The following is a 26101-nucleotide window of genomic DNA, read 5'->3' on the forward strand; positions in this document are numbered from 1 at the left end:
GGAACACAACACCCGCTAAGGCTCGGGCTCAGGGTGGTTCCGCCAGCGGGCGGCACGGTGGAGCAGCGCGCCGTCATTCAGCTCTACCGGATCTGCCGCATGGTGTGCGCGGTCGTGCCGATGAGCGGGCGTGTCGACACAGTCCCGAAGTCTCAGTTGAACGTGATCAGACGGTATGACTGATCGGCTGCCTGTGGCCGATTGCGGGCCGGGGCCTCACCACGCAGATTCGTGGGTTACCGAGCAGAGTCCCCTGCTCGGCCTATCCGACATGCGTGGGAGGCCCCGATGTTTCAAGAGCGTACGGGCGTCGGTCTGGATGTGCACGCCAGATCGATCGTTGCTGCCGGTATCGACGCGGTGACCGGCGAGCTTCATCGACGTCGCCTGGTCCCACAACCTGACGTTGTTCTGGACTGGCTCAAGGATCTGCCCGGCCCGGTCGCGGTGTCCTATGAGGCCGGCCCGACCGGGTACGAGCTGTACCGCCGCCTGACCGCGGCCGGCTACCGGTGCGTGATCGCAGCACCATCCAGACTGGTTCGCCCAAGCAGCGACCGGGTCAAGACCGATGCTCGGGATGCGATGCTCCTGGCGCGACTTCTGCGCATGGATGAGCTCGTCGCCGTCCGGGTTCCCACACCCGAGCAGGAGTCCGCTCGTGACCTGGTCCGTGCTCGCGAGGACACCCGCGCAGAGCTGATGGCCGCGCGGCACCGAGTCTCCAAGCTGCTGCTGCGCCACGGTCACCTGTACTCGGGCGGAGCGACCTGGACCGGGAAGCACCACCACTGGCTGGGCACGATCTCCTTCCCAAGCCGCGGCACCCAGGCCGCCTACGAAGCCGCGCGCGAAGAGCTCGACTTCGCGCTGGCCCGACGCAACCGACTCGAGTCGGCCATCATCGAGGTGGCCAACGACTCCGAGTTCTCCTCGACCACCCGCAACCTGGCCTGCCTGCGTGGGATCTCCACCCTGACCGCGTTTGCACTGGCCGTCGAGATCGGCGACTGGGATCGCTTCACCGGCTCCAGCATCGGCGCCTACCTGGGCCTGGTCCCCAGCGAGTACTCCAGCGGAGAGTCACGCCGCCAAGGCGGCATCACCAAGTCCGGCAACACCCACGTCCGCCGCCTGCTGATCGAGTCCGCCTGGCACCACAAGGCCGTCTACCGCGTCGGCACTGTCCTCCAACAGCGGTGGGACCAAGCACCCCCGGCCGCCCGGACGCGCGCGCACCTGGGAAACCAGCGACTCCACCGCCGCTGGAAGAACTTCAGCGCCCGATCCAAGCCCCACAACGTGGCCAATGTCGCGATCGCTCGCGAACTCGCCGGATGGTGCTGGTCGCTGGCCACTCTCGAGACCTAACACCACCACCCTGACCTGCCTCGGGTTCCTGCTTGATGCCCTCACGCGCGCCGGAGAGAACCAGCGACTGTTCTGTGAGCCACCGATCACGTCGATGACGCTCGTGCTCAGACAAGCCGTTTCCTCCCGCCGAACGCCGCCCTGCGGTACCAACCCGCGAATATCAGAATCGACACGCGTCGCACACGCCGACCGGCACCAAGCACCCCGAGACAGCGGAGCGCCGCCAGACCCCAAGGTCCGGCGGCGCTCCAACCTGCCCCTTGACACGGGGCGAGTACATATCAGAACAGCCATGGCTAGCGTGCGCACAGTCCGCCACGCCTCGTGCTGCATGAGCGCCTCACGTGTCCAGAGGGCTGCATTGCCCTCGCCGCTCATCTCATCCAGAGTCTGGTTCACGGCGTTGATGGGCTGCAGCGACTCACGAGGGACCCAACCCGCCTCAACCCATTGGTCCATTAGGAGATAGCCGTCTTCGAACTCCAGCCCGAGTTCGCCGACGTTCCATGAGGCGACGGGTCCGAGCGAGTCGAGCCAGGCTCCTTGTTGTTCAGCCGACGAGGCAAGCACCCCGATGGAGCGCACCCAAGCGACGAGTCGACTCGCGTGTGGAACGTTGTCCATCTGGCGAGCCTAAACGTGCAAGTCTCGGTGCCCGCTCATGCCGCCAGCAGCGCGGTCGCCCAGGGAGGCGAGCGCCAAGCCCCCTCTCGCCTAGGGTGCCGACGTGGACCCACTAGACGATCTTCGCGCCAAGATCGCCGCCTACGGCTGGGCGGTGCGGAACGTCGCAGACTCCGACCCGGCGAAGTGCCTGTCCTACACCGTCGGGTTGACCGCGCACGGTCATCCCGAGGTGGTGATGACCGGCCTTCCACCCGAGGTTGGCACGGCCTTCTTGAACATCGTTGGCGAGATCGTGGTTCGCGAAGGCGGGCGGTTCGCGGCAGGGCAAGAGACAACGGAGTTAGCGGACGGTCCCGCGATGCCAGTGCTGCCAATCACCGACATGACCGACCTGGCCGCAGTGAAGGCGATCTACGGCGATGTCCCGGCACTCCAGATCGTACGGCCGGACTCCGCCGGACGCCTCCCTTGGGAACCTGACTACGCAAACCCGCCCGGTTCCCAGCGACTCCTCGGTCCTCGCTGAACCATCCGCACATGCCGTGGTCCGTGCGCGGTCACACCGATGAGCGATCGCTAGTCACCCAAGACACGAAGGGTCAGCGACTTCTGAGCCTTCACCATCTCCGCCATCACGCGCAGCCGTCGCAGTCCACGAAGTTGGCGTCCTGGCCTCGCCCTAGCAAGTGCGACGTTCACATCTGCGATCAGGTCGTCCATCACCAGGTGGCTGAGCGTGGCGTCACCGTATGGATCCAGTGCTCCAATGAACGGCAGTTCGGGGGAACCGAGCAGCTCGTCGAAGTCGCCAGCCGCAGCGAACGAGCCCCCGTTTGGATCCGGCAGACCTGACAGTCGCTCCCCGTCACGATGGAGCGTGACCTCGATGCCCATGGGCGGCATCGTGCCAAACCCATGCACGCGACCGGGCCGAGGAGTGCGCGCTCATGCCGCGGGTCGGTCGCTGGTTCAGACGGATCGTGTGCCCCACACCTACCTGGAGGCAGGTCTCAGGCACTCGACTCGACACCGGTCCGCGCCGAGCAGGCCTGCGCACGGACCCGCGATCCGTGCGATGCGGCGGTGGCTCCGCCGGTCCACCAGGACAACCTCGAGCCGCTCGGTGACACCCTGCCGGTCAAGGTGCGCCAACACCAGCTCGCTGACCCGGTTCTCGGGGGATGGCGCTGGCACGACCAGCGCGGCCACCGGCAGGCCGGTCACGTCGACGGCTCAGAAGCCGAACCTCTCCCGCTCCCGGCGCACCCAGTCGGCCGCCAGCGGGACCTGCCACTCGGCGCACAGCTCGAGGGCGCGGTCGGCGTGCTTGGTCGCGAGGTCCTCCTCGCCGGTGGCGTGGGCGGCCATCGCCAGGAACATGTCGACCGGGCCGACCGCGGCGCCGGAGCCGGCGCAGGCGGGGCGGCCGGCGAGGTCGGCCAGCTTCTCGTACGCCGTCGCGGCCAGCTCCCGCTCGCCGAGGTGACAGGCGGCCTCGGCGCCCATGCTCCAGGCCATGGGCGAGTACCACGTGTTGCCGTCCATCCCGGCCGCGATCCCGTCGCGGTGGCTGTCGACGTACGCCCGGGCCCGGTCGAGGTGGCCGGCCCGGCACAGTCCGGTCGCGACCGAGGTGGAGATGGGCAGGAAGGTGGTGGGCTCCATCGCGACCATCCCGGCAGACAGCTCCTCGTCGCGCCCCTGCCACAGCAGCTGCATGAGGATCGCGCCGGCGACGGCCTCGTCGTACCCGGTGATGGAGACGGCCGCCCCGATGGACTGCATGTGGTCGATGATCTTCGAGACGTCGTCGAACCGGCCGCGCATCGACGCCCAGGACACCTCGAGCGAGTCCAGGACGAGCTGGGCGTAGATGTGCCGCACCCGGTCGGCCTCGGCACGGGCCAGGGCCAGGGAGTCCTCCAGCACGGCGATCTCGCCCAGCTCCCCGGCGGCGACCGCCCGCATCGTGAGCGAGGCGGCGAGACTGACCCCGTCCCCGAGCTCCCGCGCCAGCGCGACCGCCTCCGTCGTCAGCTCCAGCCGCAGGGCGGCCGTGCCGCCCCGCCAGACCGCGATCGCGGAGTAGAGGCACGCGTCCAGGGTCAGCGCGGGATCTTCGAGGCGACGCGCCATCGCGACCGCCTCGGCGGCCAGCGCCTCGCGCTCTGCGGGCGTCGAGCCGTAGTAGATCTCCCCGGCCAGGGCGAGCAGCACCCGGCACCGCGCCGGGTCGTCGCCGGACGGCAGCCGATCCAGGGCCCGCCGCAGCGCGTCGACGACGAACTCGTCGACCTCGGCGTGCGCCGCCGACTGCCACAGCGCGCCGGTGCTCGTCATCACCGCGGCCACGGCCAGCAGCTCGACGTCGCCGAGGTCGTCGGCGACCTCGACCGCCTCGTGCATGACGCCGCGCAGCTCGATCCAGCGCCCCGCCCGACGGAGCACGTCGGCGAGGTCGGTGAGCAGCTCGAAGCGGGCGTAGTCGTCGGACGCCTGGTCCTCGTCCTGGGCGCGCAGCGCGTGCTCGAGCATCTCCAGCGCCTCGACGTAGGCGAACACCTCGGTCGCGGCCCGGGCGGCCGCCCGCGCCGCGCGCCACGCGTCGCCCGCATGCCGGGGCCCGGCCGCGAGCCAGTGGCGGGCGATCTCCGCCTCGTGCCCGCGCCGCCCGGCCAGCGCTGCCGCCGCGCGCGCGTGCACCCGGGCGCGGCGCGAGGCCGGCAGCCCGGCCAGGACCGTGTCGCGCACCAGCGCGTGGGTGAACCGGAACCGGTCCACCCCGTCCTCGTCGACCAACCCGGCCGCGAGCGCCGGGTCCAGCAGGTCCAGCACCCGGTCCTCGTCGCTGCCGACCGTGTCGGTGAGCGTGCCCAACTCGAAGATGCGCCCCAGGACGCTCGCTGCGTGCAGCAGGTCGCGGGTGTCGCCCTCGAGCTGGGCGAGTCGCCGCGAGAGCACCTCGTGGACCGCCGCCGGCGGCTGGGGCTCGGCCATCAGCTCGCCCAGGTCACCGCGGTCGCGCGCGAGCCGCGCGTACTCCACCAGGAAGAAGGGGTTGCCCTCGGTGCGTCGCCGCAGCGCCGCCACGTCGCCCTCGCTGGGCTCCGCCTCCGAGATCTGCCGGAAGACCTGGGCGGTCGCGTCGGCCGAGATGCCGCGCAGCTGCAGCCGCAGGGCGTGCTTGCGCGCCAGCGCCTCGGCGACCTCGGCCAGCGCGCCCGCGGGCGGCGGGTGCTCGCGCCAGGTCGTGAGCACGAGCAGCCGCGGCACCGGCCCGTCCGCGACCGCCGCCTCGGTGAGCAGCCTCAGCACGCGCAGGCTGGAGGTGTCGGCCCAGTGCAGGTCGTCGATGACCAGCATCAGCGGCCCCGCCGTCGCCGCGTCGAGGACCCGGTCGACCACGGCCTCCCAGGCCCGGAACGCGGCTCCGCTGCCGTCGCTGCTCTCCTGTCCACCACCGCTCGGCAGCTCCGACCCGAGCCGCTCCAGCACGGTCGCCCAAGGCCACAGCGCCGGCGCGCCGTCGTCCTGGGAGCAGCGCCCCCACGCGATCGTGACGCCGTGCTCGGAGGCGTACGTCGCCGCCTCGATCGCCAGGCGGCTCTTGCCGATGCCGGGTTCGCCGGTGAGTGCGACGAACGCCGGGCCGACCTGGGCTCCTGCGACGACGTCGTCGACGAGCGCGGTGACGGCCGCCAGCTCCTCGTCCCGGCCCGCCAGGGACCAGCCCCACAGGGTCGGGAACGGGAGCGCGCCGGGCTCCTGGGTGGACGCCGGTGGCGCCGCGGACGCCGCCGGTGCGGTCGCCCCGGGCGTCACCGTCGGGGCGACGGTCGGGGCCACCGTCGGGGCCTCCTGGCGCAGCACCGCGCCCTGGACCGCGCGGATCTCGGCGCCGGGCTCGAGCCCGAGCTCCTCGTCCAGCACGTCGCGGACCTGCCGCAACACCGCCAGCGCGTCGGCCTGTCGCCCGGAGCCGGCGAGCGCGAGCGCCCGCAGGGCCCAGGCGCGCTCGCGGAGCGGGTGCTGCCTGGTCAACGCGTCCAGCTCGGCCGCCACGGTCGCGTGCAGACCCAGCAGGATCCCGAGGGCCGCCCGGTCCTCCGCTGCCAGCAGGCGCAGCTCCTCCAGCCGGGCGCGCTCGGCGTCCGCGGCCGGGACGTCGCCGAGGTCGGCGTACGCCGACCCGCGCCACAGCACCAACGCCTCGCCGAGGTCGCGGTGGATCGGGTCGAGGGTCGCCGCGTCGCCGGAGCCGGCCGGCAGCGGACGCGCGTGGCACAGTGCCTCGGCGAGCGGGGCGACCGTGGTGTGGGCGGCGGAGACCGCCGCCTCGAACGCGGTGGAGTCCAGGTCGTCGTCCGGCACCCGGAGGGCGTAGCCGGGCTGCTCGGTCACCAGCAGCGTGCCGCCGCCGCGCCCGGTCCGGTCGGGCTCGAGCGCCCGGCGCAGGCCCGCCACGTAGCTCTGGAGGGTCCCGGAGACGCCCGGCGGCGGGCGGCCGTTCCACACGATGTCGGCGAGCGTGTCGGCAGCGACGGCCCGCCCCCGGTGGAGGGCGAGCGCCGCGAGCAGGGCGCGCTGCTTGAGTCCGCCGAGGTTGACCGGCCCGGAGGGGTCCGTGGCCACGGTCGTCCCGAGGACACCGATCCGCATGCGGGAAGGATAGGGACGCCGGGCGCCGCTGTCAGCGAAGCGGGTCCGCCGAGCCGAGCCGCCACACGGCCAGGCCGGCCACGCCCGCCCGGCGCGCGAGGGTGACCCGCAGGTCGTAGGAGCGCCGGTCCGACCACCACAGGACGGTGCCGTCGGACAGGCGGGCGGTCCACTCGCCGACCCCCGGCCTCCAGCGGGCGATCGCCCCGTCGCGCTGCACCAGGGCGCGGGCCTGGCGGACGGTGAGGTCCCGGCCGGTGCCGTGCCGCGGCCAGCTGTAGCCGTAGCCGGCCACGCCGAGCTGGACCTGGTCGGCCGGCACCACGGAGAGGAGCGCGGCGAGCGCGTCGCGCTGCCACCCGAGGGCCCCGATCGGGCCGGGCCCGGACCACCCGGGCCCGTGCTGGTCGTAGGTCATCAGGTCGACGACGTCGACCGCGTCGGCCAGCGCACCGAGCCGGTAGCCGCCCTGGCGGTAGCCGCGCAGCGAGGTCGCGGCGCTGACGTCGACCGAGACGGTGCGCGCCGCGGGCATCCGCTCCTGCAGCGCCGCCGCGAGGTCGACCAGGCCGGGTCCGTCGGCGGCCCGGACCCGCTCGAGGTCGATGTTCACCCCGTCCCAGCCCTCGGTCCGCACCGACGACGCCAACCGGGCGGCGACCCGGGCGATCCGCTGCGGGCTCGAGAGCAGCGCGTGGTTGCGGGCGGGGTCGAAGTCGCCGAGCGCGTCGCTGTAGTTGCTGACCAGCAGCTCGGCCCGCAGCCCGTCGCGGTGGGCCGTCGCGAGCAGCCGGCGGGCACCCGCGCCGGGGGTGCTGACCGAGCCGCCGTCGCGGCGGAGGGTCACCCCGGCGACGCTGACCGTGGTGAGACCCGCCGCGTTCCGGTCGACCACCGCGGGCGGGGAGGACTCGAGCACCCAGCCGGTCACCTCCAGCCCGTCCGGCACGCGCTGCGGCGCCCGGTCCACCGCCCGGGCGGCTGCCGGGACGGGCACGGCGAGGACGGCTGCCAGGGCGAGGGCCGCGAGACGCATGCGTCCACTCTGCCCGCTAGCGTGACCGGCATGCACCGGTTCGCCTCCGTCCTGCTCGTGGACCGGCGCGGGTGGCTGCTGCTCCAGGAGCGCGACGAGCACCCGGTGATCGACCCCGAGAAGTGGGGCCTGGTCGGTGGGCACGTCGAGGCCGACGAGGGCTACGAGTCCGCGGCCTACCGGGAGCTGGCCGAGGAGACCGGTGTCGAGCTGGCGCCGGGCACGCTGCGGCTGTTCCGCGAGATCGAGGTGTTCCACGAGGCCTACGGGACTCTCGACACCGCGCAGGTCTGGTACGCCGGCACCGACCTCGCCGACACGGACGTCCGCGCCGCTGAGGGGCGCCAGATCGTGTTCGTCGAGCCGGGGCGGGCGCGCAGCCTCGACCTGACGGCGTCGGCCACCGTGGTCGTCCCGGCGTTCCTGGGCTCCGAGGAGTACCGGGAGCTGCTGGCGTGACCGGTGGGCTCGCGCCGGGCGTCTTCGCGCTCGTCTTCCTGGCGGTGCTGCTCGGCTCCACGGTCCAGGCGGTGGTCGGCCTGGGCATCGGCCTGGTCGCGGCGCCGGTGATCACGCTGCTCGCCCCGCAGCTGATGCCCGGTGTGCTCATCTGCCTGGCGTTCGTGCTGCCCGTGATCACGCTGGCCGAGGAGCGCCGCGACATCGACTGGCACGGCCTGAACTGGTCGCTGCCGACCCGGGTGCTCGGGACCTTCGCCGGGGTCTGGGTGGTGGGGGCGTTCACCACCGACCAGCTCGGCGTCCTGATCGGACTGATGGTGCTGGTCGCCGTGGCGCTCACCTGGCGCGCCGTCGAGGTGCCGGTCAACCGCGGCACGCTCGGCGTGGCCGGGTTCGTGGGCGGGGTGACGGGCACGGCGACGTCGATCGGTGGGCCGCCGTTCGCCCTGCTCTACCAGCACCGCCCGCCGCGCCAGATCCGGACGACGATGGCGGTGTACTTCCTGGTCGGCGCCGGCATCAGCCTGGTCGGGCTGACGCTGGGTGGTCACCTGACCCGGCACCAGGTCGCCGTCGGTGCGCTCCTGCTGCCCGCCGTCGTCCTCGGCGTCGTCCTCGGCGTGCCGCTGCGGCGGGTGCTGCCGACCCACCGGGTCCGGACGGCGGTGCTGGTCGTCTCCGCGGCCTCGGCGCTGGTGCTGGTGGTGCGCTCCCTGGCGTGACGTCGAGCGCTCAGCCGGGGCGCACCGTGAGGCTCTGGCTGCTGGTGCCGATCGGCCCGGTCCGGTCGTGGAGCACGCTGGAGGTCAGCCCGGTCCCGGTGGCGCCGAAGGTGACCGAGGTGTCGAACCCGACCCACTCGCCCTGCGGCTCGGCGACGAGGTGCGCGGTCAGGTCGACGTTGGGGAAGGCCACGGCCCTCGGGTCCGCCCGCACCGTCATGCCGTTGGCGATGTCGAGGAGCCCGGCGGTCGCCGCGGTGCGGCTGACGTCCCGGCCGGCGACCAGCGGGACCGGCGTACGCACCCAGAACGACGCCCGGCCCGGCGCGATCGGGCGCCGGCGCACCTCGACCGAGGCGATGAACCCGCCCGGCCACACCGTCGTCGGGTCCCACGGCTCGTGCTCGTCCGGTCCGGCGACCGGCTCGAGAGCGCTGCCCTGCAGCGGGGCGGTGTCACGCGGCTGCAGCAGCCACGCCCGCAGCAGCACGACCGCCCGACCGCCGTGCGCGAGGGTCGCCTGCACGAGCTCGATGGTGCGTCCCGCTCGCAGCACCTCGACCGCGACGTCCACCTCGGCCACCGGGACCGTGCCGAGGATGTCGTAGGAGAGCCGGCTGACCACGAGACCGTCCTCGCGGCGAGCGTCCCGGTCCGCCTCGACGGCGTGCACGAGCAGGCCGAGGGCGGGGGCGATGTGCTGGGTGCCGGTGTCCCAGGCGCCGCCGGTGTGCTCGGTGGCGCGGAAGGTGTGGTCGCCGGTCGGTTCGAAGTAGGCCATGGCCCCACCGATGCTGTCACGATGGCCTCATGACGACGCTCACGGTGCACCCCGTCCCCGGCCCCGGCGCGGAGGACGTGGTGGTCGGCGGCCCCGGCCCCGACGAGGGTGCGGTGTTCACCGGCACCGAGGACGGCAGCATCTTCCGGGTCGGCCACGACGGCCGGCGCATCGACCGGGTCGCCCACACCGGCGGTCGCCCGCTCGGGATCGAGATCGACGCCGACGGCAGGCTGCTGGTCTGCGACGCCCACCGGGGCGTCCTGCGCGTCGACCCGCGCACGGGCGGCGTCGAGCCGGTGACCGACCGGCTGGACGGGGCGCCGATGGCCTTCTGCAACAACGCCGCGGTCGCGGCCGACGGCACGGTCTGGTTCAGCGACTCCTCGACGAAGTACGGGATCGAGCAGTGGAAGGACGACTTCGTCCAGGACACCCGCACCGGGCGGCTGGCGCGGATGGGCACCGACGGGTCGACCGAGGTCGTCATCGACGGGCTGGCCTTCGCCAACGGCGTCGCGCTGGCCGCCGACGAGTCGTACGTCGCGGTCGCCGAGACCGGCGCGCGCACCGTCGTGCGGTGGTGGCTGACCGGGCCGAAGGCGGGCACCCGCGACCTGCTGGTCGGCGACCTGCCCGGCTACCCGGACAACATCGCCCGGGGGAGCGACGGGCTCATCTGGGTCTCGATCGCGAGCCCGAAGGACCCCGTGGTCGAGCGGCTGCAGCGGGCGCCGCTGCCGGTCCGCCGGGCGGTCACGAAGATCCCGGAGCGGCTCCAGCCGAAGCCGAAGCGCACCGTGCGCGCCCAGGCGTACGACGACGCCGGCGCGCTGGTGCACGACATCGACCTCCCCAGCGATGGGCCGGGCGGGTCGTACCACATGGTCACCGGGGTCCGGGAGCACGACGGGCGGGTGTGGTTCGGGAGCCTGCACGAGCCGGCGATCGCGGTCGTCTCGCTCTGAGAACGTAGAATCGGTCGCTATGGGCCTCCTCGACTCGATCACGTCGCCGCGTGACCTGCGCGACCTCAGCGACGCCCAGCTGGACGAGCTCGCCAGCGAGATCCGCGACTTCCTGATCGCGACCTGTGCGCGGACCGGGGGTCACATCGGCCCCAACCTGGGCGTGGTCGAGCTGACCATGGCGCTGCACCGGGTGTTCGACTCCCCGCGCGACCGGATCGTCTTCGACACCGGTCACCAGGCCTACGTGCACAAGCTGCTGACCGGCCGCAAGGCGGGCTTCGAGAAGCTGCGCCAGGAGGGCGGGGTCAGCGGCTACCCGAGCCAGGCCGAGTCCGACCACGACATCGTCGAGAACTCCCACGCGTCGACCGCGCTGAGCTATGCCGACGGCCTGGCCAAGGCCTACACGATCCGCGGCGAGGACCGCCACGTCGTCGCCGTCATCGGGGACGGAGCGCTCACCGGCGGCATGGCCTGGGAGGCGCTGAACAACATCGCGGTGGCCGACCGCAGCAAGCTGGTCATCGTCGTCAACGACAACGGGCGCTCCTACACCCCGACCATCGGCGGGCTGGCGAACGCGCTCACCCGGCTGCGCACCAACCCGCGCTATGAGCACGTCCTCGACCTGGTCAAGCGCCGGCTCAACGCCGTCCCCGGCGTCGGGCCGGCGACCTACGACGCCCTCCACGCGATGAAGAAGGGCGTCAAGGACGCGCTGGCGCCCCAGGGGCTCTTCGAGGACCTCGGCCTGAAGTACGTCGGCCCCGTCGACGGGCACGACCGCGCCGCGCTGGAGCAGATGCTCGCGCAGGCCAAGCGATTCGACGGTCCGGTCATCGTGCACGCGATCACCCGCAAGGGCTACGGCTACGACCCGGCCGAGCGGCACGAGGCCGACCAGTTCCACGGTCCCGGGCCGTTCGACGTCCAGACCGGTGCCGAGAAGCCCAAGGGCCGGATCTGGACCGACCACTTCTCCGACACGATGGTCGAGATCGGACAGCGGCGCCCCGACGTGGTCGCGATCACCGCGGCAATGATGCACCCGGTCGGTCTCGACGCGTTCCAGGCGCGGTTCCCCGAGCGCACCTTCGACGTCGGCATCGCCGAGCAGCATGCGACCACCTCGGCGGCGGGTCTGGCGCTCGGCGGCCTGCACCCGGTCTTCGCGGTCTACGCGACGTTCCTCAACCGGGCCTTCGACCAGGTGCTGATGGACGTCGCGCTGCACCGGCTCGGCGTGACGTTCGTGCTCGACCGGTCCGGCGTGACCGGTGACGACGGGGCCAGCCACAACGGCATGTGGGACATGTCGATCCTGCAGGTGGTCCCGGGCCTGCGGCTCGCCGCACCGCGCGACGCCACCCGCCTCCACGAGCTCGTGAACGAGGCGGTCGAGGTCGACGACGCCCCCACCGTCGTCCGCTTCCCGAAGGGACCGCCGCCCGCCGACGTCGATGCGGTCGACCGGGTCGGCGGCGTGGACGTCCTGGTCCGCAACGGCACCAAGGACGTGCTCGTCGTGGCGGTCGGCTCGATGGCCACGACCGCGGTCGACGTCGCCGCCCGCCTGGTCGCCCAGGGCATCGGCGTGACCGTCGTCGACCCGCGGTGGGTCAAGCCGGTCGACCCGGCCGTGGTGTCGCTGGCGCGCGAGCACCGCCTCGTGGTCAGCATCGAGGACAACGGAGAGACCGGCGGCTGCGGCGCCGTGCTGCTGCAGACCCTCAACGCCGCAGGGGTGCACACGCCGTTCCGCCTGCACGGCATCCCGCAGGAGTTCCTGGGCCACGCCAAGCGCGACGCGATCCTCGAGCGGATCGGCCTGACCCCCCAGGCACTCGCCCTCGGCATCGTGGAGGACATGACCTCGCTGGCCGACGGTCGTTCTCCGATCGATGTCGAGCAGACCACGTAGCGGGGCTCTCCTCCTCGCGGCAGCCCTGCTGCTCGCGGGCCTCGTCGGCTGCTCCGGTCCCGACGGGGCGGAGCACGCCACCGCCCCGCCCACCGACCTGGCGCGGTCCGTCTCCAACGCCCTCGACGCCCGCGCCCACGCCGTACGCGCCGGTGACCTGCACGGCTTCGAGCAGCTCCTGGCCCGGCGACCCGCCCTCCGCGAGCGGGAGCGCACCTGGTTCGACAACCTGACCCAGCTGCCGCTCGGCCACCTGGGGTACCGCGTCGAGCCCGGCACCCTGCAGCGCGACGGCGACCGCTACACCGTGACCGCCGAGCTGGTCCTGCGCCTGGAGGGGTACGACGACCGCCCGGTCGTGACGCCGGGCCGGTTCCGCTTCCGTGCTGCCCCGGGGGACCCGGGCCGCCTGCTCCTCACCGGTGCCCGGCTGACCGACCCCCAGCCGTGGGACCTCGGGCCGGTCGAGGTCCGCCAGGGAGCGGGCGTGCTCGGCGTCTTCGACGCCGGCAGCGTGGCCCAGGCACCGGACCTGCTGCGGTCGGTGGAGAGCGGCATCGCGAGCGTCTCGGCGCAGGTGCCCTACGACTGGGACCGCTCGGTCGTCCTCTACGCGCTCGCCGACCCGACGTTCGTCGACGGCCTGCACGACGTCCCCGGCGACGACCCGGAGGACCTCGACGCCGTGGCCTTCCCGGTCGGCCGCTCCACCCGCTTCGCGCTGAACCCCCGGATGCTGGAGGTCGCCGGCGCCGAGCGGGACCGGCTGGTGCGGCACGAGCTGACCCACGTCGCCCTCGGGACCCGCGACGACGACGTCCCCGTGTGGCTCGCCGAGGGGATCGCCGAGTGGGTGTCGGTCGCGCCTCTCGCGCCGCAGCAGCGCCGGATCCCCGAGGCCGCCGTCGCGGCGGCCGAGGCGGGCGACGACGACCTGCCCGACGACGCGACGTTCAACGACGCGGACTCCGAGGCCCACTACGGCCTGGCCTGGTTCGCGGTCGAGGTGCTCGCCGACACCTACGGCCCGGATGAGCCGTGGCAGCTGCTGGACGCGATGGCGCAGCCCGGTGCGGACCCCGACGTCGTGCTGCGCGACCTGCTCGGCACCACCACCGAGCGGCTCGCCCAGGAGGCCGACCGCCTGATCCTGGCGCGCTACGCACCGGGCGCCGGCTGACGTCGGTCAGCGCCGCCGCAGCGCCAGGGCGGCGACGTCGTCGTCGCGGGTGGGGTCACGCACCTCGTCGACCAGGGCGGCGACGAACCGCGGCAGGGGCTCGCGCTCGAGACGCTCGGACGCGGCGACCAGCCGCCCGGTCCCAGTGTCGACGTCCTCGCCCCGCCGCTCGACCAGGCCGTCGGTGAACATCAGCGCGATGTCGCCCGGGCCGAAGGGGAGCACGGTGACGCTGCGAGTGCCGCCGCCGGCGCCGAGCAGCAGTGTCTGCTCGTGCTCGACCACCTCGACGGCCCCGTCGGCGCGGAGCACCAGCGGCGCCGGATGGCCGGCGCTGACGACCGCGAGGGTGCCGGCGCCGGGGTCGGCGACCGCGTAGACGGTCGTGACCAGGTGCTCGAGGCCCAGCCGCTCGAAGACCAGGTCGAGCCCCGAGAGCACCGCGGTCGGGTCGGGGTCCAGGGCGATCAGGGTGCGGATCGCGGACCGCATCTGGGCCATCACCGACGCCGCGTTGACGCCGCGTCCCATCACGTCGCCGACGAAGAGCGCGACCCGGCCGTCGCGCAGGTCCACCACGTCGTAGAAGTCCCCGCCGGCGTCGGTGCGGCCCGACGGCTGGTAGACCACCGCGGTCTCCCAGCCGGCGAGCTCCGGCAGCCGGTCCGGCAGCACGGCGTGCTGCAGCTGGAGCGCCACGTCGCGCACCTCCGAGTGCAGCTGGGCGTTGTCGATGGCGACGGCGGCGCGGCGCGCGAGGTCCTCGCCGAAGGAGCGGTCGTCGTCGTCGAACCGGCGGCTGCCCTCACCCGCCACCCACATGATCGCGCCGAGGACGTGCTCGCCGACGGCGAGCGGGCAGATCAGCATGCTGCGCGGGGCCAGCTCGGTGAGCAGGCGCAGGTGCTCGTCGTCGTACGCACGGAAGGCGAGCATGTCGTCGGTGATCTCCGGGATGAGCACGGACTCCCCGGTGCGCAGCACCTCGTAGGGCCCGGCCATGGCGTCCGGCGCGGGCGGGTAGCGGTGCTGCACCTCCTCGACGAGCGGCGCGACGGCCGGGTCGGAGTGCGCGACGGCGATGGTGCGCAGCCGGTCGTCGTCGGCCAGCGCGATCGCGCACCAGTCCGCGAACCACGGGACCGCGGCCTCGGCGACTGCCGCGAGCGTGGTCTCGTAGTCCAGCTGCCCGGACAGCCCGACGCTCACCTCGGCGAGGAACGTCAGCTTGGACTCGCGGTCGGCGGCGGCCTCCTGGGCCTGGATCCGGTCGATGGCGTGGGCGGCCATGTCGGCCAGCAGGGTGAGGAAGAGCAGCTCGGGCGCGTCGAAGCGCCGGCGCCCTGGGAACGACAGGCCCACCACGCCGAGCGGGCGGTCGCCGACGGCGAGCGGCAGGGCCGCGAGCGACCGCTCGCCCTCGGCGGCCCGCTCGAGGTCGGGGTAGCGGGCGGCGATCTCGTCGCGCCCGACCAGCACGAGGGGCCGGCGCGCGCGCAGCGCGTCGGCGGCCGGCGTGCCGTGGTGCCGCGAGTACGTCGCCCACCGGCTCGCGACGCCCGGCTGCCCGCCCCGGATGCCCACGAGCGCGAGCGTGTCGTCGTCGACGACCAGGGAGATCGACCCGACCGTCGCGCCCGCCGCGTCGGTCATCTGCTCGGTGACGACGGTGGCCACGTCGCCCACGGTCTGGGCGGCGAGCAGGTCGGTGCTGACCCGCGTGAGCCGGTCGAGGCGGCGGGTGAGGATCCGGGCGTGCCGGGTGTCCTCGGCGAGGAGCACGAGGCCGCGGTCCCCGCCCGGTGACCAGGACGTGACCAGCTCGCGGGCGTGCCCGTCGGAGCAGACCAGGCTCAGCTCGCCGGACCACCGGTGGCCGGCCAGCACCCGCGCGGCCACCTCGTCGGCGGCCCCTCGGTCGGGCCCGCTGAAGAGCCGGTCGCGCAGCGGCTCGCCGACCAGGCGCGGGTCGTCGCCGAAGAGGCGTCGCGCCTCGGCGTTGGCGTAGCGGACCACGCCGTCGGCGTCGGCGACCACGGCGGCGACCATGAGGTCGGCCAGGAACGCCGCCGAGTCGTCCGTCATGGGCGCATGCTCGCACGCGCCGGGCACCGGCCGTGGCGCAATCCCGAGGCTCCCACCGGACCTGTGGACAGCTCAGACCACCCGGACCGGGGTCCGGTGCGTCGTGAACGTCCACACCCGGTGCGCGAGCGCCCGGCTCAGCCGGACGCACCCGTGGGAGACGGCCAGGTCGGTGCCCAGGACCCAGTCGGCGTGGATCTGCCGGCCGGTGGCCTTCGAGCGGGGGATCCGGTGGAACCCGATGCCGCAGGGCGCGAACCGCACGAAGTCGTCGAGCCACACGTCGCCGCTGGTGGACTGGTTGCGCTTGATCCGGGCGGCGCGCCCGCAGTAGGAGCCGGTGGCGTAGGACCCCGGCCGCAGGACCGACGGGTTGTCGACCATGCCGCCCTGGGCCAGCACCTGGCCGCGCGGCCCGACCAGCCACACCCAGTCCTGCTGCTGCGACACGACGATGCGCCGGCCGCTGCCGGACCGGGCGGGCACCGGCCGGGCGTCGCACCGGGGCGCGTCGTCGGCCCGCAGGCGCTGCCGGGTGGTCTCGTCGAGGCGCCCCGTCCGGGTGATCCCGACCCGGGACTGGAACCGCAGCACGGCGGACCGCGTGTGCGGACCGATGCGGCCGTCGGCCGGCCCCGCGTCGCAGTGCAAGGCGTTCAGCGCGCGCTGGGCGGTCACCACCCAGTCCTCCGCCGCCACGGCGGAGGACCCGGTGGCGAGTGCCCCGGTGAGCAGCCCGAGGCTGACCAGGGCCGCGGTGAGCAGACGCCTCATGACGGTCAGTCAATCACCCGGTCGGTTGCCCGCTGACCGGGCCTGCTGACGGGGCCCCGCGAGCGTGGTCAGTGGAACGAGCCGAGGCCCTCCCGCTCCAGCAGCATCGTCAGCCCGCCGTTCCAGAACGCGAACCCGGCGCCGGTGATCATCGCCAGGTCGAGGTCCTCGGCCGCGGCGACGACGCCCTCGTCCAGCATCCGGCGCGCCTCGTCGGCGAGCGCGGTGAGGACCCGGGTCCGCACCTCGGCGGCGTCGAGCACGACCGGAGCGGCCGGGGTCTCGAGCATCGCCTCGACCTCGGGGTCGATCGACCCGTCCGGGCCGTAGTACGACGCCTTCCGCGCCGCCACCACGCGCTCGAGCGCGGGGGAGACGTAGAAGCGGTCCGGGTACGCCGCGTGCAGCGTCTCGTTGTTGTGCAGCGCGATCGCCGGGCCGACCAGCGACAGCAGGACGAACGGCGGCATCGGGGCCACGCCCGCGAACGCACCGTCGACCACGGGGACCGGGGTCCCCTCGTCGACGATCCGGCCGACCTCGCCCATGAATCGCCCGAGCAGCCGGTTGACGATGAACGACGGGCTGTCCTGGACCAGGATCGTCGTCTTCTTCAGCGCCTTGCCGGTGGCGAACGCGGTCGCGAGGGTGGCGTCGTCGGTCTGCTCGCCCTTGACGATCTCCAGCAGCGGCATCACGGCGACCGGGTTGAAGAAGTGGAAGCCGACGACCCGCTCGGGGTGCTCGAGGTCGGCCGCCATCTCGGTGATCGAGAGCGACGAGGTGTTCGTGGCGAGCACGCACTCGGGCGAGACGACCGCCTCGACGTCGGCGAAGACCGACTTCTTGATCTTCATCTCCTCGAAGACGGCCTCGATGACGAAGTCGGCGTCCGCGAAGTGGGTCGCCTTGTCGGTCGTGCCGGTGACCAGGCCCTTGTGGCGGTTGGCCTTGTCGGGGCCGATCCGGCCCTTGGCGAGCAGCTTGTCGATCTCGGCGTGCACGTAGGCCACGCCCTTGTCCGCGCGCTCCTGGTCGAGGTCGGTCAGCACGACCGGCACCTCGAGGCGGCGCACGAAGAGCAGCGCGAGCTGGGAGGCCATCAGGCCGGCGCCCACGATGCCCACCTTGGTGACCGGGCGGGCGAGGGAGCGGTCCGGCGCGCCCGCGGGCCGCTTGGCCCGCTTCTGCACCAGGTCGAAGGCGTAGAGCGAGGCGAGCAGCTCGGGCGTGCGCGACATGGCCTCGAGGGCGTCGTCCTCGCGGGCGAAGCCCGCGTCGCGGTCGTGGTCGCGGGCGGCGTCGACGAGCTGCAGCGCCGCCAGCGCGGCCGGGCTGGCCCCGCCGGTGCGGGCCTGCACGATGCCGCGCCCGCGCTCGACCGCGGCGTCCCAGGTCGCCCCCCGGTCGACCGCGGGCCGGTCCACGACGATCTCGCGGCACAGCACGGCGGCCGCCCAGCGCAGCGACTCCTCGAGGAAGTCGGCCCCCGAGAAGACCGCGTCTGCCAGCCCGATCTCGTAGGCCGCCTCGCCGCCCAGCGTCCTGCCGTTGTTGAGCGGGTTCTCCAGCAGCACCGTCACCGCGGCGTCGGGCCCGACGAGGTTCGGCACGAGGAACGCGCCGCCCCAGCCGGGCACCAGGCCGAGCATGACCTCGGGCAGGCCGATCGCCGGCGCGCTGTCCATCACCGTGCGGTAGTGGCAGTGCAGCGCGACCTCGAGGCCGCCGCCGAGGGCCAGGCCGTTGATGAACCCGAACGACGTCTTCCCGCCCGGCTCGCCGAGCTTGCGGAAGACCGCGTGGCCGAGCTCGGCCACGACCCGCACGGCGTCGGGGCCACCGCCCGCGACCGAGGTGAGGTCGGCGCCGGCCGCGAGGATGAACGGCTTGCCGGTCACGCCGATCGAGGTGATCTCGTCGTCGGCGAGTGCCGCGTCGATCGCGGCGTTCAGCTCGAGCAGCGAGCGCGGGCCGAACGTGTTCGGCTTGGTGTGGTCCTCGCCGTTGTCGAGGGTGATCAGGCCCATCACGCCGGCGCTGTGGCCCTCGACGGACGGGAGGGCGACCTTGCGCAGGTGTGCCCTCGTCACGCGCTCGGCGTCGGAGGAGATCGCCTCGGCGCGGGCGAGCAGGTCGGTCAGGTCGCTCATCGGGCGCCTCCCTCGGTCCAGTTCGGGTTCTCCCAGATGACCGTGCCGCCCATGCCGATGCCGATGCACATGGTGGTCAGGCCGTAGCGCACCTCGGGGTGCTCGGCGAACGACGCGGCCAGCTGGGTCATCAGCCGCACCCCGGAGGAGGCGAGGGGGTGGCCCATCGCGATCGCGCCCCCGAAGGGGTTGACCCGCGGGTCGTCGTCGGCGATGCCGTAGTGCTCCAGGAACGCGAGCACCTGCACCGCGAACGCCTCGTTGACCTCGAACAGGCCGATGTCGTCGATGGTGAGCCCGGCCAGCTCCAGCGCCCGCTCGGTCGCCGGGATCGGCCCGGCGCCCATCACCTCGGGCTCGACGCCGACGAAGCCGTAGGACACCAGCCGCATCTTCACCGGCAGGCCGAGCTCGCGAGCGGTCTCCTCGTCGGCGAGCAGCGCCGCGGTGGCTCCGTCGTTGATGCCCGCCGCGTTGCCGGCGGTCACCTTGCCGTGCGCACGGAACGGCGTCTTCAGCGTCGCCAGCGACTCCAGGGTGGTGCCGGGGCGCATCGGCTCGTCGCTGACCGCCAGACCCCAGCCCTCCTCGGCCGAGCGGGTCGCGACCGGCACCAGGTCGGGCTGGATCCGCCCGGCCTCGTAGGCCGCCGCGGTCTTCTGCTGGGAGCGCACGGCGTAGGCGTCGACGCGCTCCTTGGTGATCGTCGGGTAGCGGTCGTGGAGGTTCTCCGCGGTCTTGCCCATCACCAGCGCGTCGGGGTCGACGAGCCGCTCGGAGACGATCCGCGGGTTCGGGTCGACGCCCTCGCCCATCGGGTGGCGGCCCATGTGCTCGACGCCGCCGGCGATCGCGACGTCGTACGCGCCGAAGGCGATGCCGGACGCCGTGGTCGTGACCGCGGTCATCGCGCCCGCGCACATCCGGTCGATCGCGTAGCCCGGGACGCTCTGGGGCAGGCCGGCCAGCAGCGCGGCGGTCCGACCGATGGTCAGGCCCTGGTCGCCGATCTGGGTCGTGGCGGCCACGGCGACCTCGTCGACGCGGTCGGGCGGCAGCTCCGGGTTGCGGCGCAGCAGCTCGCGGATGCACTTGATGACGAGGTCGTCGGCACGGGTCTCGGCGTACTGGCCCTTGGCCTTGCCGAACGGCGTGCGCACGCCGTCGACGAAGACGACCTCACGCAGCTGACGGGACACGGATGTCTCCTTGGGGATCGGGGATGGCGCCACGTTACCCTGCAGTAACTACGGCGTCGCGGGAGCCCGGTGTGACGTCCCCCTCGTCCCGCCCGGCACCGGTCGCGCGGACGGCATCACTACGCTGTGCCGCATGCCCGACCGCCTGGTGCACATCGTCGACGACGTGCCCGAGCTCGACGACCTCTCGTCGCTGACGATGGTCGTGGTGCTCGACGGCTTCCTCGACGCCGGCAACGCGTCGGCCCGGGCCGCCCAGCACCTCGTGGACCTGTCCGAGAGCCGCGTGGTGGCGACCTTCGACGTCGACGAGCTGCACGACTACCGCGCCCGGCGCCCTCCGATGTCGTTCGTGCGCGACCACTACGCGTCGTACGACGCCCCGCGGCTGGTCGTCCGCCTGCTGCACGACACCGGCGGCACGGCGTACCTCCTGCTGCACGGGCCGGAGCCCGACACCCGGTGGGAGGGCTTCTGCGCCGCGGTCCGCGAGGTCGTCGAGCGGTTCGGCGTGACCCGCGTGGTCGGCATGGGGTCGGTGCCGATGGCGGTGCCGCACACGCGGCCGATCGCGATCACCCACCACGCGAACCGGCCCGAGCTGCTCACCGGCGAGAGCCCGTGGCGCGGCGAGCTGCGCATCCCGAGCAGCGCGCAGGCGCTGCTGGAGGTCCGGCTCGGCGAGGCCGGCCACGACGCGATGGGCTTCGTCGCCCACGTGCCGCACTACCTCGCCCAGATGGACTACCCCCGCGCGGCGGCCGCGCTGCTCGAGCAGGTCGAGCTCGCCGGCCGGCTGACCGTGGACCTCTCCGGGCTGCGGGCCGAGGCCGAGGACACCGAGGCGGAGATCGCCCGCTACCTGGCCGCCAACGAGGAGGTCGCCTCGGTGGTCGAGGCGCTGGAGCGGCAGTACGACGCCTTCGAGCGCGCGGAGGAGAGCGGGTCGAGCCTGCTCGCCCAGGAGCAGCGGATCCCGACCGGCGAGGAGCTCGGCAAGGAGTTCGAGCGGTTCCTGGCCGGGCTCGACGGCCCCGAGGACCCCGCCGGTCCGACCGTCGAGGACGACGCCTGATGCCCCGCGACGCCGACGAGCTGGTCGAGCTGCTCGACCTCGAGCGGATCGACGACGACCTCTTCCGCGGCGCCCAGATGCCGACGTCGCGGCCGATCGTCTTCGGCGGCCAGGCCGCCGCCCAGGCGCTGGTCGCCGCGTCCCGGACCGTCGACCCGGCGTACGCCGTGCACTCGCTGCACTCCTACTTCCTCCAGCCCGGCGACCCGTCGACGCCGACCATCTACGACGTGGAGAACCTCCGCGACGGCCGGTCCTTCCTGACCCGGCGGGTGATCGCGCAGCAGCACGGCCGTCCGATCTACGCCCAGACCGCGAGCTTCCACAAGGAGGAGCCCGGCCTGGACCACCAGGAGGAGATGCCCGAGGTCCCCGATCCCGAGGACTGCCGGCCGGTCTCGCGACGCACGCGCGACGAGCTCCACGCCGACCAGTGGGCCGTGGCCGACATCCGGGTGATCGGCTCCTCCGCCGACGACAGCATCGAGCCCGACCCGGCGCGGCCCGGGCGGCAGCGGGTCTGGCTGCGGGTGTCGTCCCGCCTCCCCGACGACCCGTTCTGGCACGCCGCCGCCTTCACCTACCTCTCGGACATGACGCTGGCCGGCGCGACGCTGTCGGCGCACGGGCTGACCTTCGGCTCCGGAAAGGTCTTCTTGGCCTCGCTGGACCACACCGTGTGGTTCCATCGTCCGTTCCGCGCCGACGAGTGGTGGCTCTACGACCAGCACTCCCCGGCCACCGCGAACGGGCGCGGCCTGGTCCTGGCGCGGGTCTTCCAGCCCGGCCGCGGCCTGGTCGCCTCGGTCGCGCAGGAGGCCGTGCTGCGGCCGCGCAAGGACCTGCCGGCGGAGGGGGCGCGGTGAACCCGACCCAGGAGCTGCTCGACCTGCTCGACCTCGAGGCGCTCGACACCGACCTCTACCGCGGCAAGCAGCCGGTCACCGAGCGCGCCCGCGTCTACGGCGGGCAGGTGGCCGCGCAGGCGCTGATGGCCGGGACCCGGACCGTGGACCCGGCGTACGCCGTGCACTCGCTGCACTCCTACTTCCTGCTCGGCGGCGACTACTCGGTCCCGATCGTCTACGACGTCGAGCGGATCCGCGACGGGCGCTCCTTCCTGACCCGCCGCGTGGTCGCGCGTCAGCACGGCCGGCCGATCTACTACCAGACCCTCAACTTCCAGGTCGAGGAGGAGGGCTGGGAGCACCAGGACGCGATGCCCGAGGTCGGTGCCCCCGAGTCCGGGTTCGACCTGGTCGAGGTGATGCGCCGCGGTGGCAACAAGGAGGCCGACGCGCTAGGCAAGGAGTGGGGCGCCCTCGACGTGCGGTGGCTCGGCAACACCCGCTACGGGCTGCCGCCCGACGGTGGGCACGTCTCGCAGGCCCGGATGTGGATCCGGCTGCGCGAGGGGCTCCCCGAGGACCCGGCGGTCCACGCGGCGGCGTTCACCTACGCCAGTGACGTGAGCCTGCTCGGCGCCACCCTGGCCGTGCACGGCGGCAACCCGGCCAAGGTGCAGATGGCCAGCCTCGACCACACGATCTGGTTCCACCGCCCGTTCCGCGCCGACCGCTGGTGGCTCTACGACCAGTGGTCGCCGTCGGCGCAGGGCGCCCGCGGCCTCGCCTTCGGGCGGGTGTTCGCCGAGGACGGCACGCTCGTGGCGACGGTCGCGCAGGAGGGCCTGATCCGTCCCCGCGGCGAGGACTACGAGGGCCCGGGCCAGGCCTGACCCCCGTTGAGTTGGGCCGTGTTGCCGGTTGAGTTGGGCGTCGTTGCCCGTTGAGTTGGGCGTTGTGACCCGTCAGGACGCCGGCGTGAGCGCGACGACCGCGAGCCGGCGACTCACCTTGCGCTGGTAGCTCTCGTAGTCGAAGACCTCGCGGCACAGGCGCCGGTAGGCGTCCTCCCGCTCCGACCCGTCCATCTCGGTGCCGGAGACCGTCGAGCGGACGCCGTCCAGCTCGACCGTCCCGGTGCCGCCGGCGCGGAGGTTGAGCCACCAGCCGGGCTCCCAGTCCGCGCCGCCGTTCGAGGCGACGACCAGCCACCGCTCGCCGTCTGCGAGGTAGAGCAGGGGAGTGGTCCGCTCCTTCCCGCTCTTCCGCCCGGTGGTGGTGAGGATCAGCAGGTCGCCGCCGCGGAACCTCCGCGGCTTCAGGCGCGCCACCACGACGTTCACGGCCCGGTTGAGCAGCACGAAGGCTCGTCTCTTCACCCGGACGACCCTAGGCCAGGCAGGATGTCCGCGTGAGCGACTACAACGCACAGATCATCGCGGAGTTCCGCGCCAACCACGGCAGGGTCGGCGGCAACTTCGAGGGGGCGCCGCTGCTGCTCCTCCACACGACGGGTGCCAAGAGCGGCCAGGAGCGGATCAGCCCGATGATGTACCTGCGTGACGGTGAGCGGTGGCTGGTGTTCGCGTCCAAGGCGGGCGCGCCGACCAACCCGGACTGGTACCACAACCTCACGGCCAACCCGGACGCCACGATCGAGGTCGGAGACGAGACGATCGAGGTGCACGCCGAGGAGCTGCCCCGCGCCGAGCGCGACGAGAAGTACGCCGAGCAGGCCGCTCTCTACCCCGGGTTCGCCGACTACGAGCGCAAGACCGACCGGGTCATCCCGGTCATGGCCCTCACCCGCCGCTGAGGGCGGTCGACCGGCGCGCGGGGGTCCGCTGCCGGTTCATCACGGTATGTAGACGAACCTGCACTTCCCCTGGCGAGCCCACCGTGGGAAGTGCAGGTTGACCTGCATACCGTGATGAAACTCCGGGGCTCGGCGCGCGCTCTCGGTCAGGCCGCGGACGCAACCCCGGCGAGGTGCGGGGCGCCGCTCCGCGGCGAGCTGAGCGAGAAGGCGATGCCGTCGTCGACGGCGCGCGTGCCGAAGGCGACCGTGCCGGGCAGCAGCACCGGCCTCTTGAACGCGACCGCGACGGTGACGGCGTCGGGGAGCCGGTTCTCGAGCGCCGCGACGCAGCGGGCCATCGTCCACATGCCGTGGGCGATCTGGCGCGGGAAGCCGAACGCCTTCGCGGTCAGCGGGTAGAGGTGGATCGGGTTGCGGTCGCCGGAGACGGCGGCGTAGCGCCGTCCGAGGTCACCGGGCAGCGACCAGGTGATGCCGTGCGGCGGCGCCTCGGGGAAGGTCGTGCCGCCCGGCGCGTCGTCGCGACCGGGCCCACGGCGCAGGAACGTCGAGGTCTCCTCCCAGACGAGCTCGCCGCGCGAGTGCACGGTGGTCAGCATGTCGAACACCTGGCCCTTGGGGTGGGCGCGGAGGTGGTCGGGCCGGGCGGTGACCTGCAGCCGCTCGTCGAGGCCGATCGGGCGGTGCTGGGTGATCGAGTTCTCAAGGTGGACCGTCCCGATCGCCGGGAACGGGAACGACCCCGCGGTCATGATCTCCAGGTGCAGCCCGAACGCCAGCAGGTGCGGGTAGGGCAGCGGCAAGGTGTCCTTGCGCGGGAAGCCGCACAGGTCGGCGTACGCCGCCACGTGCCGCGGGTCGACGGGTACGTCGTGCCGGACGCGCGAGAGGTCCGGCAGCTCGCCACCGGTCTTGCGGATCCCGGGCACCAGGTTGAGCCCGGGCACGGCCGGGAGCGCCGCCTTGACCATCGTGGGCACGCCGGCCACGTCAGGCTCCCAGCATCATCTGGCCGCACACCCGCACGACGTTGCCGTTGACGGCGGTGGACCCCGGGCTGGCGTACCAGGCGATCGCCTCGGCGACGTCGACCGGCAGCCCGCCCTGGGCCATCGCGTTGAGCCGCTGACCGACCTCGCGGGTCGCGAACGGCACCGCGGCGGTCATCTGGGTGATGATGAAGCCGGGCGCCACCGCGTTGACCGTGATGCCGCGGTCGAGCTCGTCGGCGAGAGAGTCGACCAGACCGATGACGCCGGCCTTGGAGGCGGCGTAGTTGGTCTGCCCGACGTTGCCGGCGATGCCGGCGATGGACGCGACGCCGATGATCGAGCCGTTGTCGTTGACGACCTTCTCGTCGAGCAGCTGGCGGGTGATCCGCTCCGGGGCGGTGAGGTTGACCGCGATGACCTGGTCCCACCGGTCCTCGGCCATGTTCGCGAGCTTCTTGTCCCGGGTGATGCCGGCGTTGTGGACGACGACGTCGACCCCGCCGTGCTTCTCCTTCAGGTGCCGGGCGATCCGGTGGGGGGCGTCCTTGGCGGTGATGTCGAGCACGAGGTGGTCGCCGTCGATCTCCTTCATCACGGCCTGCAGCTCGCTGGCCGCCTGCGGCACGTCGACCCCGACGACGGTCGCGCCGTCGCGGTGCAGGACCCGGGCGATCTGCTCGCCGATGCCCCGGCTGGCGCCGGTCACCAGGGCGACGCGGCCCTCGAGCGGCCGCAGCCAGTCGCCCACCTCGCCGGCGTCGGTCGCGCCGTGGGCGCCGATCCGGACCACCTGGCCCGACACGTAGGCGGACTTGGGGGAGAGCAGGAAGGCGAGCGTGCTGTGCACCGCGCCCTCCGCGCCCTCGGCGACGTAGACCAGCTGCACCGTCCCGCCGCGGCCGATCTCCTTGCCGAGGCTGCGGGTGAAGCCTTCGAGCGCCCGCTGCGCGACCCGCTCGCCGTCGGCGACCAGCTCGGGCGGCGTGCCGATCACGACCACCCGCGGGCAGGGGTCCAGGCGGCGCATCAGCGGGGTGAAGAAGTCGCGCAGCTCGACCAGCTGCTCCGACGTGGTGAGCCCGGTGGCGTCGAGCACGAGACCCTTGAAGGTCTGGTCGCCCGCGGTGTCGGTGACCGCGGCGATGCCGAGCGAGTCGAGGATCCCGACGAGCGCCTCGGCCAGGCGACCGCGTCCGCCCACGGCCACGGTGCCGTCCACGAGCGGCGCGCCCTCGGCGTACCGCTCGAGCCGGGCCGGCTGGGGCAGGCCCAGCAGCCGGGTGACCTGCTTGCCGATCGCGGAGGAGGTGAAGCCCTGGTAGAGGTCGCTCATGGCCGATATTGCAACTCCTCGTGCAACTCAGTGTCCACTTTTCGTGATCTGCCCCTCACCCGCTTCTCTCGCCGGGGCCTGCGAACGAGGATG

The 26101-nt window shown here is 73.2% G+C and carries 22 protein-coding genes; 11 read left to right on the forward strand and 11 right to left on the reverse strand.

The features are described 5' to 3' along the window. The first annotated feature begins 288 nt into the window (after positions 1-288). Both ACILRH_RS17570 and ACILRH_RS17575 read left to right on the forward strand, forming a co-directional pair. Positions 289-1371 carry an IS110 family transposase gene (locus tag ACILRH_RS17570; RefSeq protein WP_395695346.1) on the forward strand — a complete coding sequence of 361 codons (1083 nt, stop codon included), beginning with the start codon at positions 289-291 and terminating at the stop codon, positions 1369-1371. A gap of 730 nt (positions 1372-2101) precedes the next feature. After that, positions 2102-2527: a DUF4262 domain-containing protein gene (locus tag ACILRH_RS17575; protein ID WP_395695347.1), complete on the forward strand. Its 426-nt coding sequence runs from the start codon at positions 2102-2104 to the stop codon at positions 2525-2527. 50 nt (positions 2528-2577) lie between these two features. On the opposite strand, the gene ACILRH_RS17580 is transcribed toward ACILRH_RS17575, so the two are convergent. From ACILRH_RS17580 to ACILRH_RS17590, 3 genes are all read right to left on the reverse strand, one after another. Beyond that, the gene (locus ACILRH_RS17580) at positions 2578-2895 is read right to left on the reverse strand and encodes a hypothetical protein (RefSeq protein WP_395695348.1); all 318 of its coding nucleotides are present in this window, start codon (positions 2893-2895) and stop codon (positions 2578-2580) included. Positions 2896-3234: 339 nt separating this feature from the next. Continuing rightward, positions 3235-6660, reverse strand: a complete 3426-nt coding sequence (locus ACILRH_RS17585) for a BTAD domain-containing putative transcriptional regulator (protein WP_395695349.1) — start codon at positions 6658-6660, stop codon at positions 3235-3237. 31 nt (positions 6661-6691) lie between these two features. Further along, complete coding sequence (locus ACILRH_RS17590; RefSeq protein ID WP_395695350.1) at positions 6692-7696, reverse strand: glycosyl hydrolase family 18 protein; 1005 nt, start codon at positions 7694-7696, stop codon at positions 6692-6694. A 30-nt stretch (positions 7697-7726) separates the two neighbouring features. On the opposite strand from ACILRH_RS17590, the gene ACILRH_RS17595 reads away from it, so the two are divergent. Together ACILRH_RS17595 and ACILRH_RS17600 are read left to right on the forward strand one after the other, a co-directional pair. Next, a complete protein-coding gene (locus ACILRH_RS17595) occupies positions 7727-8155 on the forward strand; it encodes an NUDIX domain-containing protein (RefSeq protein ID WP_395695351.1) in 429 nt (142 codons plus the stop codon). Further along, positions 8152-8880, forward strand: a complete 729-nt coding sequence (locus ACILRH_RS17600; protein ID WP_395695352.1) for a TSUP family transporter — start codon at positions 8152-8154, stop codon at positions 8878-8880. Before ACILRH_RS17595 ends, ACILRH_RS17600 begins: the two co-directional genes overlap by 4 nt. 10 nt (positions 8881-8890) lie before the next feature. Here ACILRH_RS17600 and ACILRH_RS17605 read toward each other — a convergent pair whose 3' ends face one another. Then, positions 8891-9661, reverse strand: coding sequence for a thioesterase family protein (locus tag ACILRH_RS17605; RefSeq protein ID WP_395695353.1), 771 nt, complete (start codon positions 9659-9661; stop codon positions 8891-8893). Positions 9662-9690: 29 nt separating this feature from the next. Here ACILRH_RS17605 and ACILRH_RS17610 point away from each other — a divergent pair, with 29 nt between their 5' ends. From ACILRH_RS17610 to ACILRH_RS17620, 3 genes are read left to right on the forward strand one after another with little or no spacing between them, the layout of a single operon-like run. Continuing rightward, a complete protein-coding gene (locus tag ACILRH_RS17610) occupies positions 9691-10629 on the forward strand; it encodes an SMP-30/gluconolactonase/LRE family protein (protein ID WP_395695354.1) in 939 nt (312 codons plus the stop codon). A gap of 19 nt (positions 10630-10648) precedes the next feature. After that, entirely contained in the window at positions 10649-12553 is a 1905-nt protein-coding gene (dxs, locus tag ACILRH_RS17615) for a 1-deoxy-D-xylulose-5-phosphate synthase (RefSeq protein ID WP_395695355.1), read from the forward strand. Continuing rightward, complete coding sequence (locus ACILRH_RS17620) at positions 12534-13733, forward strand: hypothetical protein (protein ID WP_395695356.1); 1200 nt, start codon at positions 12534-12536, stop codon at positions 13731-13733. The genes dxs and ACILRH_RS17620 overlap by 20 nt, the downstream gene beginning before the upstream one ends. A 6-nt stretch (positions 13734-13739) precedes the next feature. On the opposite strand, the gene ACILRH_RS17625 is transcribed toward ACILRH_RS17620, so the two are convergent. The 4 genes from ACILRH_RS17625 to ACILRH_RS17640 all read right to left on the reverse strand — a co-directional run bounded on the left by ACILRH_RS17625 (position 13740) and on the right by ACILRH_RS17640 (position 19944). Beyond that, entirely contained in the window at positions 13740-15818 is a 2079-nt protein-coding gene (locus tag ACILRH_RS17625) for a SpoIIE family protein phosphatase (protein ID WP_395695357.1), read from the reverse strand. A gap of 72 nt (positions 15819-15890) precedes the next feature. Next, complete coding sequence (locus ACILRH_RS17630) at positions 15891-16592, reverse strand: peptidoglycan-binding protein (protein WP_395695358.1); 702 nt, start codon at positions 16590-16592, stop codon at positions 15891-15893. 68 nt (positions 16593-16660) lie between these two features. Continuing rightward, complete coding sequence (locus tag ACILRH_RS17635) at positions 16661-18745, reverse strand: 3-hydroxyacyl-CoA dehydrogenase NAD-binding domain-containing protein (RefSeq protein ID WP_395695359.1); 2085 nt, start codon at positions 18743-18745, stop codon at positions 16661-16663. Continuing rightward, positions 18742-19944, reverse strand: a complete 1203-nt coding sequence (locus tag ACILRH_RS17640) for a thiolase family protein (protein ID WP_395695360.1) — start codon at positions 19942-19944, stop codon at positions 18742-18744. Before ACILRH_RS17640 ends, ACILRH_RS17635 begins: the two co-directional genes overlap by 4 nt. Before the next feature lie 133 nt (positions 19945-20077). Between ACILRH_RS17640 and ACILRH_RS17645 the strand changes: the two genes are divergently transcribed. The 3 genes from ACILRH_RS17645 to ACILRH_RS17655 are packed head-to-tail and all read left to right on the forward strand — an operon-like array spanning position 20078 to position 22757. Beyond that, positions 20078-21019 carry a proteasome assembly chaperone family protein gene (locus ACILRH_RS17645; RefSeq protein ID WP_395695361.1) on the forward strand — a complete coding sequence of 314 codons (942 nt, stop codon included), beginning with the start codon at positions 20078-20080 and terminating at the stop codon, positions 21017-21019. Further along, the gene (locus tag ACILRH_RS17650) at positions 21019-21885 is read left to right on the forward strand and encodes an acyl-CoA thioesterase (protein WP_395695362.1); all 867 of its coding nucleotides are present in this window, start codon (positions 21019-21021) and stop codon (positions 21883-21885) included. Before ACILRH_RS17645 ends, ACILRH_RS17650 begins: the two co-directional genes overlap by 1 nt. After that, on the forward strand, positions 21882-22757 hold the full coding sequence (locus ACILRH_RS17655) for an acyl-CoA thioesterase (RefSeq protein WP_395695363.1): 876 nt from the start codon (positions 21882-21884) through the stop codon (positions 22755-22757). Before ACILRH_RS17650 ends, ACILRH_RS17655 begins: the two co-directional genes overlap by 4 nt. Before the next feature lie 72 nt (positions 22758-22829). Here ACILRH_RS17655 and ACILRH_RS17660 read toward each other — a convergent pair whose 3' ends face one another. Then, a complete protein-coding gene (locus ACILRH_RS17660) occupies positions 22830-23243 on the reverse strand; it encodes a nitroreductase/quinone reductase family protein (RefSeq protein WP_395695364.1) in 414 nt (137 codons plus the stop codon). A 32-nt stretch (positions 23244-23275) separates the two neighbouring features. Between ACILRH_RS17660 and ACILRH_RS17665 the strand changes: the two genes are divergently transcribed. Beyond that, a complete protein-coding gene (locus tag ACILRH_RS17665; RefSeq protein ID WP_395695365.1) occupies positions 23276-23680 on the forward strand; it encodes a nitroreductase family deazaflavin-dependent oxidoreductase in 405 nt (134 codons plus the stop codon). A 146-nt stretch (positions 23681-23826) separates the two neighbouring features. Here ACILRH_RS17665 and ACILRH_RS17670 read toward each other — a convergent pair whose 3' ends face one another. Both ACILRH_RS17670 and ACILRH_RS17675 read right to left on the reverse strand, forming a co-directional pair. Then, entirely contained in the window at positions 23827-24672 is an 846-nt protein-coding gene (locus ACILRH_RS17670) for a MaoC family dehydratase (protein ID WP_395695366.1), read from the reverse strand. Between the two features lies 1 nt (position 24673). Then, positions 24674-26008 (reverse strand): 3-oxoacyl-ACP reductase, encoded by a 1335-nt coding sequence (locus tag ACILRH_RS17675; RefSeq protein WP_395695367.1) that lies wholly within the window; start codon positions 26006-26008, stop codon positions 24674-24676. Between the last annotated feature and the right edge of the window lie 93 nt (positions 26009-26101).

Origin of the sequence: Nocardioides sp., from assembly GCF_044226765.1 — a bacterium.
Classification (GTDB): Bacteria; Actinomycetota; Actinomycetes; order Propionibacteriales; family Nocardioidaceae; genus Nocardioides.